Source organism: Pseudomonas sp. 2,4-D, from assembly GCF_030418155.1.
GTDB classification, from domain to species: domain Bacteria; phylum Pseudomonadota; class Gammaproteobacteria; order Pseudomonadales; family Pseudomonadaceae; genus Aquipseudomonas; species Aquipseudomonas alloputida.
In genome coordinates this window covers 294,396-303,569 of sequence record NZ_JAUHUI010000002.1, presented here as the reverse complement: position 1 = coordinate 303,569, position 9,174 = coordinate 294,396, and the positions used below count along the sequence as shown (strand labels likewise).

Annotated in this window: 13 protein-coding genes; 6 read left to right on the top strand and 7 right to left on the bottom strand. The window is 58.4% G+C overall.

From position 1 onward, the window contains the following. Window positions 1–83 precede the first annotated feature (83 nt). From galB to QYE47_RS03775, 3 genes are read left to right on the top strand one after another with little or no spacing between them, the layout of a single operon-like run. A complete protein-coding gene (gene galB / locus QYE47_RS03785) occupies window positions 84–860 on the top strand; it encodes a 4-oxalmesaconate hydratase (protein WP_110159605.1) in 777 nt (258 codons plus the stop codon). Then, window positions 857–1,573 (top strand): 4-carboxy-4-hydroxy-2-oxoadipate aldolase/oxaloacetate decarboxylase, encoded by a 717-nt coding sequence (locus QYE47_RS03780; RefSeq protein WP_014591523.1) that lies wholly within the window; start codon window positions 857–859, stop codon window positions 1,571–1,573. Before galB ends, QYE47_RS03780 begins: the two co-directional genes overlap by 4 nt. Window positions 1,574–1,575: 2 nt before the next feature. Continuing rightward, window positions 1,576–2,661, top strand: coding sequence for a 4-oxalomesaconate tautomerase (locus QYE47_RS03775; protein ID WP_014591524.1), 1,086 nt, complete (start codon window positions 1,576–1,578; stop codon window positions 2,659–2,661). Between the two features lie 23 nt (window positions 2,662–2,684). Here the strand turns inward: QYE47_RS03775 and QYE47_RS03770 are convergent, their stop codons facing one another. The 4 genes from QYE47_RS03770 to QYE47_RS03755 all read right to left on the bottom strand — a co-directional run bounded on the left by QYE47_RS03770 (window position 2,685) and on the right by QYE47_RS03755 (window position 4,989). Then, window positions 2,685–3,143, bottom strand: a complete 459-nt coding sequence (locus tag QYE47_RS03770; RefSeq protein WP_014591525.1) for a DUF3429 domain-containing protein — start codon at window positions 3,141–3,143, stop codon at window positions 2,685–2,687. A gap of 35 nt (window positions 3,144–3,178) precedes the next feature. Further along, complete coding sequence (gene folE, locus QYE47_RS03765) at window positions 3,179–3,739, bottom strand: GTP cyclohydrolase I FolE (RefSeq protein ID WP_014591526.1); 561 nt, start codon at window positions 3,737–3,739, stop codon at window positions 3,179–3,181. Further along, the gene (locus QYE47_RS03760) at window positions 3,724–4,137 is read right to left on the bottom strand and encodes a thiol-disulfide oxidoreductase DCC family protein (RefSeq protein ID WP_080557806.1); all 414 of its coding nucleotides are present in this window, start codon (window positions 4,135–4,137) and stop codon (window positions 3,724–3,726) included. Before QYE47_RS03760 ends, folE begins: the two co-directional genes overlap by 16 nt. Window positions 4,138–4,272: 135 nt before the next feature. Further along, entirely contained in the window at window positions 4,273–4,989 is a 717-nt protein-coding gene (locus QYE47_RS03755; RefSeq protein ID WP_014591527.1) for a hypothetical protein, read from the bottom strand. A gap of 176 nt (window positions 4,990–5,165) precedes the next feature. Between QYE47_RS03755 and QYE47_RS03750 the strand changes: the two genes are divergently transcribed. The 3 genes from QYE47_RS03750 (at window position 5,166) to QYE47_RS03740 (ending at window position 6,515) form a co-directional block, all read left to right on the top strand. Beyond that, window positions 5,166–5,384 carry a hypothetical protein gene (locus QYE47_RS03750; RefSeq protein WP_014591528.1) on the top strand — a complete coding sequence of 73 codons (219 nt, stop codon included), beginning with the start codon at window positions 5,166–5,168 and terminating at the stop codon, window positions 5,382–5,384. Between the two features lie 475 nt (window positions 5,385–5,859). After that, window positions 5,860–6,102, top strand: coding sequence for a hypothetical protein (locus QYE47_RS03745; RefSeq protein ID WP_041167026.1), 243 nt, complete (start codon window positions 5,860–5,862; stop codon window positions 6,100–6,102). Window positions 6,103–6,251: 149 nt separating this feature from the next. After that, on the top strand, window positions 6,252–6,515 hold the full coding sequence (locus QYE47_RS03740; RefSeq protein WP_003250694.1) for a DUF3077 domain-containing protein: 264 nt from the start codon (window positions 6,252–6,254) through the stop codon (window positions 6,513–6,515). 68 nt (window positions 6,516–6,583) lie between these two features. On the opposite strand, the gene QYE47_RS03735 is transcribed toward QYE47_RS03740, so the two are convergent. The 3 genes from QYE47_RS03735 to QYE47_RS03725 form a co-directional block, all read right to left on the bottom strand. Beyond that, window positions 6,584–7,114 (bottom strand): GNAT family N-acetyltransferase, encoded by a 531-nt coding sequence (locus tag QYE47_RS03735; RefSeq protein ID WP_081343613.1) that lies wholly within the window; start codon window positions 7,112–7,114, stop codon window positions 6,584–6,586. A 116-nt stretch (window positions 7,115–7,230) separates the two neighbouring features. Next, the gene (locus QYE47_RS03730; RefSeq protein WP_070384013.1) at window positions 7,231–8,037 is read right to left on the bottom strand and encodes an HNH endonuclease; all 807 of its coding nucleotides are present in this window, start codon (window positions 8,035–8,037) and stop codon (window positions 7,231–7,233) included. A gap of 399 nt (window positions 8,038–8,436) precedes the next feature. Further along, a complete protein-coding gene (locus tag QYE47_RS03725; protein ID WP_070384014.1) occupies window positions 8,437–9,153 on the bottom strand; it encodes an SDR family oxidoreductase in 717 nt (238 codons plus the stop codon). Window positions 9,154–9,174: the final 21 nt, after the last annotated feature.

Sequence of the window (9,174 nt, the reverse complement as noted above, 5' to 3'; positions counted from 1 at the left end):
ACTATGCCTCTACCCCGCTTGCCCGGCAATAAATAAAACGCATAGCCGCTGCAAATGAACGCATTAGTGCCCTGCACAGGCCAATGACATCCTGCGCCCACCCCCACTGCAGGAGCCAACGAACCATGAATACCCCACAAAAATCCGCCCTGGTGGTCAGCGCACATTCCGCCGACTTTGTCTGGCGTGCCGGTGGCGCCATTGCGCTGCACGCTGAGCAAGGCTATGCCATGCACGTGGTCTGCCTGTCTTTCGGTGAGCGTGGTGAGTCTGCCAAGCTGTGGCGCAAGGGTGAAATGACCGAAGCCAAGGTCAAGGACGCACGCCGTGAAGAGGCCATGGCGGCGGCCGAAATCCTCGGTGCCAGCGTGGAGTTCTTCGACATCGGCGACTACCCGATGCGCGCCGACAAGGACACCCTGTTCCGCCTGGCCGATGTGTATCGCCGGGTACAACCGGAGTTCGTACTCAGCCACTCCCTCAAAGACCCTTACAACTACGACCACCCGCTGGCCATGCACCTGGCCCAGGAAGCCCGCATTATCGCGCAGGCTGAAGGCTACAAGCCGGGCGAGAAGATCGTTGGCGCACCGCCGGTGTACGCCTTTGAGCCGCACCAGCCCGAGCAGTGCGAATGGCGCCCGGACACCTTCCTGGACATCACCCCGGTGTGGGACAAAAAGTATGCCGCCATCCAGTGCATGGCCGGCCAGGAGCACCTCTGGGAGTACTACACCCGCGTGGCCCTGCAGCGCGGCGTGCAAGCCAAACGTAACGTGGGCATCACCAGCGCACGCAACATCGTCTACGCCGAAGGCCTGCAGAGCGTGTTCCCACGCGTGACGGAGAACCTGGCATGAGCGGGCTGATCGGCAAGACCGGCATCGTCGTGCGTAATATCCCACGCGTTGAGCCACACATGATCGATGCCCTGGGCCGGCTGGGTGTCGCCACGGTGCATGAGGCCCAAGGTCGCAAGGGGCTGCTCAATACTGCCGTGCGCCCTATCCAGCAAGGTGTGGCGGTGGCCGGCAGCGCGGTAACCGTGCTGGTGGCCCCAGGCGACAACTGGATGTTCCATGTTGCCGTGGAGCAGTGCCGCCCAGGCGACGTACTGGTGGTGGCGCCCAGCTCGCCGTGCAGCGATGGCTATTTCGGCGACCTGCTGGCGACCTCGCTCCAGGCCCGCGGCGTGCGCGGCCTGGTGATCGATGCGGGCGTGCGCGACAGCCAGACACTGCGCGACATGGGCTTTGCCGTGTGGTCCCGCGCCATCAACGCCCAAGGTACGGTGAAAGAGGTGCTGGGCTCGGTGAACCTGCCGCTGCTGTGTGCCGGGCAGCTCGTCAATGCCGGTGACATCGTGGTGGCCGATGACGACGGCGTAGTGGTGGTGCGCCATGGCGAAGCCCAGGCGGTACTCGAAGCCGCCACCCAGCGCGCCGACCTGGAAGAACGCAAACGCCTGCGCCTGGCCGCCGGCGAGCTTGGCCTGGACATCTACGAGATGCGCCCGCGCCTAGCGGCGAAGGGCCTGCGTTATGTCGACCACCTCACCGACCTGGAAGGCTGAACATGGGCCAGACCCGCATACCCTGCCTGCTGATGCGCGGCGGCACCTCCAAGGGCGCCTATTTTTTGCATGACGACCTGCCCGCCCCTGGCCCGCTGCGTGACCGGGTGCTGCTGGCGGTGATGGGCTCGCCCGATGCCCGGCAGATTGACGGCATCGGCGGCGCCGACTCGCTCACCAGCAAAGTCGCCATCATCCGCGCTTCGCAGCGCCATGACGCCGACGTGGACTACCTGTTCGCTCAGGTGGTGGTGGACGAGGCGCGGGTGGACTATGGGCAAAACTGCGGCAACATTCTGGCCGGCGTAGGGCCGTTCGCCCTTGAGCGCGGCCTGGTGGCCGCCAGCGGCGCGAGCACACCGGTGCGCATCTTCATGGAAAACACCGGGCAGATCGCCGTCGCCCAGGTGCCGACCGCCGATGGCCAGGTGGAGTATGCCGGCGATACCCGTATTGATGGGGTGCCGGGCCGTGCGGCGGCGCTGGTGGTCACGTTTGCCGACGTGGCCGGCGCCAGCTGCGGAGCCCTGTTGCCCACCGGCAACAGCCGCGACTGTGTCGAGGGTGTGGAAGTCACCTGCATCGACAACGGCATGCCGGTGGTACTACTGCGTGCCGAGGACCTTGGCGTGACCGGCTACGAGCCGTGCGAAACGCTGGAGGCTGACAGCGCCCTGAAAACACGCCTGGAAGCCATCCGCCTGCAACTGGGCCCACGCATGAACCTGGGTGATGTCAGCCAGCGCAATGTGCCGAAGATGTGCCTGCTGTCGACACCGCGCAACGGCGGCACGGTCAATACGCGCTCGTTCATCCCGCACCGCTGCCATGCGTCCATCGGGGTGTTTGGTGCGGTGAGTGTTGCTACGGCCTGCTTGATTGAAGGGTCGGTTGCACAGGGCCTTGCCAGCACGTCCGGCGGTGATCGTCAGCGTTTGGCGGTGGAGCATCCGAGTGGGGAATTTACGGTGGAAATCAGCCTGGAAAATGGCGTGATCAAGGGGTGCGGGTTGGTGAGGACGGCGCGTTTGCTGTTTGACGGGGTTGTGTGCATCGGGCGAGATATTTGGGGTGGGCCACAGAAGTGACTCATCAATGGTTGCTTGGGGTTTCAAAAATGAATGGACACCGCAAGTGCACTGACCAGCAAACAGAGGCTCGCGACAGCCGTTAAATGCACGCGCATCGGCAGATACCACCCAGGCACGGCTTGCGCCAGCTTGCGATCCTGCCAAAGATGGCCGACAAAACCGAAGGTCAACACCAGACACCCCACCGGCACAGGCAGCAACGTGCCAACCCAACCGATCAGGGCCGGTATAACGCTCCACACCAGTCGCTCTTGACGCTGCTTTGCGGGCAAATCCTGCAACGTCATGGCGAACCCCCAGTGAAGGGCACCGACGAAGCTCAATATCACCGCGCCATAGCCAACCATCATCATCGAGAAAAACGCTCGATATTCAGCCCCAAAAAGGATGAGCAGCGTCAAACCAATAAACGGCAGCAGACCGCCGTAACCCAGGACAGCGAAGCGGCTTGGAGATAAAGCAGTAGCATCGGTATTCATCTGGGCGCCCCTTCGCAACGGTTCAGGACCGGATGTCAGTTGTGTCGTCCAATGAGGTTAAGGAATTCGTGCCGCGTCGAGGGGGCGTCGCGAAATGCACCTAACATCACGGATGAAATCATCACCGAGTTCTGCTTCTCTACACCGCGCATCATCATGCACATATGCTTGGCTTCGATCACGACCGCCACCCCTGCGGCATCCGTGACTTCCTGCACGGCATACGCAATTTGCCGCGTCAGGTTTTCCTGTATCTGTAAACGACGGGCGAACATGTCCACTACGCGTGCAACCTTGGAAAGCCCTAACACGCGCCCTGTTGGCAGGTACGCGACATGCGCCTTGCCAATGAATGGCAACATGTGGTGTTCGCACAATGAGTAGAGTTCAATGTCCCGCACCACAATCATTTCATCGTTTTCACTCTCGAACAAAGCACCGTTCACGACCTCGTGAAGATTCTGTGCATACCCGTTGCACAAGTACTGCATCGCTTTGGCCGCACGCTGGGGGGTGTCCAGAAGCCCTTCGCGCTGCGGGTTTTCACCAATACCGACCAGGATTTCATGATAGTGCTCGGCTAACGAATGTGACATTTGGACTCCTCACCGTTACAGCGGTGCCCGCCAGCGGGATGTGGTAGCCAGGCCAAGTGTGGCCTCAATCGACAGAACAGCCTGTAAAGCACCGAAAACAGGGGACGTAGCGGACGCCAAGCCAGTGGCGCGACCCACAGGCCCACATCGGCAGCACGCCAACTCCACAAGGTGGCGTCCAAGCCTGTAACCCAGTGCCCGCTCGCGAACCTTCCATGCAGGCACGACCTCAGTTGCTCAACCGTCAAGCCCAACGCTCCTGCATCGAAATCATCAGCACTGATGTCAACCAGGATGAGCTTTCCCCCAGTCGATTGCCTGCGCAGGAAGGCGATCTCCCGGGCGCACAGTGGGCAGGCGCCGTCAAAGTACAGGGTGAAGGGCCAATCGCAATACATGTACAACCTCTCATGCTTGTACAGGTTTTTGTATAAGTTAGCTGAAACCAGGAAATTCGCAATGGGGGGCCGGGAGGTGTTCGCCGGTGGGTTTGATCGAGCGCCGCCAAACCTCCCATGGCGGACACCTTCCACTCAAGGCCGCATGAGCGGCTCGATCCCGATCCATTTCTTAACGGGGTGATAGCAGAGCTTCAGCGGCGGAATCTGCACCTTGCGGCCCTGCACATCCAGTGCCCCCAGATGAATCGTCCACTTGGAATCTGCCTCGAACTTGTCCGTCTGAAAGATCACATAAGCCGAGCCATAGCGCTTGTTGTTGGTCATCCTGGGAATCATCCGGTGCACTTCATCGCTGTTGATGTCGTATGGCGATGGCCGGGCGGTCTTCTCATTCACCAACGGAAAGTCGTAGGTCTCGTTGATGCCCAAGTACACCTCGGGCCGCGCATTCAGGCGCGAGCCGTCTTCAAAGGTGATGTAAGCCTGACGGCTGTCGTACAGCACCGGTATCGGCGGTTCGCCACGCTTGGCATCGGTCGACGGGCGTTGGCGGTCTTTGTTGTAGGCGATCATTTGCACAAAGAATTCCTGCCGCGAGTACTTCTCGCCCGGGTACTGCACGTACAGGCTTTGCTCATAGCGCTTTTCGCCCCATAGGGCGGCGTGGTCGTAGAGGTAGGTTTCCAGGTAGAGGGTGGTCTCCCCCTGCGGGCCTGGCACTTTGAACTGGAACTCGGATTCGCAAAGGTCCGCGTAGGCGGCGCGTTCGCGTTTCCAGGGGACGCAGGCGGTCAATGAAGCGGCTGCCAGCAGCAGCATGAGAGAGAGTGTGCGTTGCAGGTTATTCATGACCGGCCCTGGTCCAGATGCGAATGGATCAGTTTCGAGGGCTGGGTCGCGCAAGTCCATGCTGCCCCATTGCCATTATCGCGATACAGACAGCACACCTTGCAACCGCTCTGGATGTGACCACCACGCCGCAACCGGATTTGCTAAGATCGCGGCCTTTCCGCTGGGTGAACTGCATGTTCACCCGAGCCATTTGCAGCCTGCTGGAAGACCCGATGAACAAACTGATCCTGCCTTTCGCCATCTTCGTTAGCGTCATCATCACAGGGAAGATCGCCGAGCATTACGGCCTGGAGGGCAGCTGGAAAGTCGGCCTGCTGTGCCTCGTTGCAGCTGCCGTCCAGATCGCGGTTACCCGCTTTCAGCGCCACCAGCGGCAGAAAGCCGAGCTTTGAAGGGCGCGGGGCCCTCTGGATGATCACGTTATGGGGACCTTTCTTTCACCCAATTTTCACAGTGGCTTGGGCAGGATGAAGCTATCCCTACGTGATAGTACTTAGCCCGCCTCGGCGGGCTTTCTTTTGCCCGCATGTTTCCTGTCGACGTTTTGGGGAACGGGAGCGGGTCGAAAAATCAGAAATAACCCCTTCCTTGTAGGCCATTTCCCAAAGATACTCCTCGCGCCTGATTTTCGTTGCACATGGAAATAGTCAGCCCTAGTCTCGGCCTGTCGCCACCCATTGGCGGCACGGTTTTGACAGACCGTGGTTCACTGAGAGCATGTGCAATGCCAGTTATGGCAGCTGTGCGTGGGGCACCTTCGTGTGCGCCGGGACTCTCAGTGCCCCCGGTCTGTCAACCCACAAACAGCTGCCACCCTTCCGTTTGACAGCGGTACTGCGGCAGCCCTGTAAGGCACTGAGAGGGTTTATGCTGAAAATAGTACCTGATCCACCCCACAACGTTCTTTCCTTGGAAGACACCCTGATTCAGGCTACGGACTACGCGTTATGCGCGGCGACCGTCGTGCATCAGGCAATGCTGCTGCAGCCCAAGTCCCCCGCGTCGATTTTGATGATGACCTCGATGCATGAACTGGAGACCTTGAGAGCTTTGCTCGAGTCCGCAATAGCCCAAGTGCAGATGCCCAGTGAGCCTCGGACTATGCATTGACGTGTCGCTGATGTACTGCCTGGGCCGGCCTCTTCGCGGATACCCTCCCCGGCACTCCCTCAGCCTTGAAGACTGCCGTGCTCCCGTAGGAGCGGGTTCACCCGCGAATAGGCCCGTACAGGCTGAAGCAATCTTGGGGAAACTGAACAATGTCCACAGAAGAAACCAAATTCACCGTCGGCAAAACCACCTTCTACCAAGGTGAAAACCAGACCCATCCCCTCTTCCGCATCGAAGCCGGCATACCTTGCCAGAGTGCCCGTGAACAGGCTTCGGAGCTGATGGGCTATGCACGGGACATGACTCTGGATGGATTGATGGAAGATAAACCTCAGTTGATCTGGGCTTCGCACTACCTTTGCGCGTTAGCCAAGGCACTGATGGATGATGCTGAACTGGGCATGATGCGCTGAATGACTCATCATCGACTGGGTGCCTTCAAGACCTATGCGACTCCCGATTTTGAAGGCGACCCAACGACCTAGCTCCTTGCCTCTTTTCTCGCTGGACGCGGCCCAAGATTCAGTTCCATCGACTGAGACATCAAAGCCGAACCCTCACGCAAAGGCTCCGGTGCGCCGACTGCATGAAATCCGCTCGCTTTGTACAAGTGCATCTCCGGGCTATCTGCAATCGTCACACCAAGACGGACACATGCCGCACCGCGATCTTCAGCCCATGTGATAGCCCTCTCAAGCAAGGCACTCCCGGCTCCGAGCCCACGTGCATCAGGCGCAACCCACATCTGGAAAATCTCGACAACGCTTGACTCAACGTCGGATGCCTTGCACCACACCAAGCCACACGCCTCATTATTCCAATGAGCGAAGAAAGCTTGAGCAGTGCTGGAGCTAGCGACGGCTGATACGCGGGCTCGCCAATTATCGTCGTCCCGGACTGATTCGCGCTCGTGAGTACTCGCGAACGCCTCATGAGAGTCACGTAGGGCCCGCAGACGTAGATCCCGATAAGATCGCCAATCAGATGCTGCTACAGGGCGAACAAAGAGCATACCACCTCCATTGTGTATTGCTTCAGCGAGAGCTATTGGCGTGTCAGAAGATACTCATATTATTGGATTGAACGCTGTAGCTAGGCTATATACCCGGTACGCTTAGATGCCTATGCCTACTGAGGTTCGATGACCCATCGTCCGCGTAATATGCCTTTCAGCTCATCGACACTGAGGGTCATGTCGCGCTTGCGGTGGACTACCGCATGACAGTTGGCACATAACGGCACGAGGTCTGTCTCAGGATTCACAGCCTGTTCTCCACCAAATTTCGAAATAGGTACTACGTGATGAACGTGAATGAAGCCCTTTGCATGTTCGCCGTAAGCCTGCTCGAAATCAAAACCGCATGCTTTGCAGTCAAGCCCGTGAATAGCGATGGCCTTCATCCTAAGATCTTTCCGGCGTTCGTATCGGGTTCCAAAGTAGCTTGTCTTGCTGCCTTCATTAGCCGATTCAAATGTAATCGGATCGTCTTCTGACTGCGGTAGAGCAGTATCCAACCGCGGATCTAAAGGCTTCGCGTGGCTTAAGATAGCGTCGTAATCAGACTGAGAAATGAGCCGAACCCCGTCACGCCAGTAGTTACTCGCGCGGTTGCCGGGGATAGTCTCCCTGTACGCGCCGTCGATTTTGGCGGGAACAGCGCTTTCAAATGGAATGAAATTTTCAATCAAAGCAAAAAGATCACCCTTATTACTACTGCTATCTGCGTAGACCTTGCCTATACGTGCCTTGCCAAAATAGTGCGGATTGGCACTCAGACGGACCGAGGCAAAGGCTTTATCTTTGATACGCCCTTTGTAGTAAACAACCTCGGTTCCCTGAGCGAGCAAGGTTTGGTAACGCTTGGGGAAGTGATAGACAGCGCCTGTCTGGTCTTCCCACTGTGATGTATCGTTTTCAACGATGACGACGGGCATTCCATTTTCCTCACGAATGACGGCAGAAGCCTATCAAAAAAGAGGAATTTTCCTACAGCGCAGTGGAAAAAGGACAACATTTCGGCGTGATCATAGTCGCCCTAACCGCTCAAGCGAACTCTCTGCAGGGGTGGTTTTGCGTAGCTCAACGGTTTTCAAGACAGTGGTACAAGCGCCCAATCCATGCAGTTTCAGTGACATAATTGATTCAAAAAAATACGAAACGGCACGGCTACAGACCATTTCGCTCAAACCTGTCCCCAGGGGAAATTGCGTTTCTGATTGGGTTTATGTATTCCATTTCTTTCTTGCGCGCTTCGAGCCTGAAGAGGCATGACACCGGGCGAGTACCGACGGCAGCACAGCCACTAAACTTGAGGGCTGATGCCAGCTTTGGCGTCAGAAGCGCTCATCACCGATAGCCGGCAAGATCAGCTCCCGTACGAACGAAGCCCCGGACAAGCGCAACAGCGCGTCGACCATAGTGACCACATCATGCACCGGTACCTGGCGTCGCTCGCCACGTGCTGCGGCTTGCGCCAATGGTGTGTTCAGGGAGTCGTCGGTATTCAGATTACCCAGGTGAAGCACGGTCACCGCCAGGTTGTCATCCCTGAAACCTTCGCGCAGCGCATCAGCCATGCCGTTGAGGGCGAACTTTGAGGCGCCGAACGCTACCTCCGGGCGTCCACTCTGGCGAAGAGCTGAGGTCGAACCGGTGAGGATCAACTGCGGCCGGGGCGCACCAAGCAACTTGGGCACCAGGCGCTTGAGCAAAAGCAGCGTGGCCGTAATATTCACCTCGACCAGCCTGGTGATCGATTCGTCGCTGTCGTCAAGGAATGCATAGTGCTCGCTGAAGGCGTGTTCTTCCCAGATGCCAACGTTGTAGATCAGGACATCCAGATCGGTAGGTGTCCGATCCGCGACCTGTGCTACAGCCGCCGCTGGCTTGGCAAGGTCGGCATCGACCCAGTGCAGATCGATGCCCGGGGCAAGGGCCAAGTCTGACGGCTGTTTGCGTGATACGCCGATCAACGTGTCACCTGGCTTGCCGAGCCCTTCGAGCAAAGCCCGGCCCAACCCCCTGCCGGCGCCTACGATCATCATCTTCATCTGTTGCTCCTTTTAGCTGGA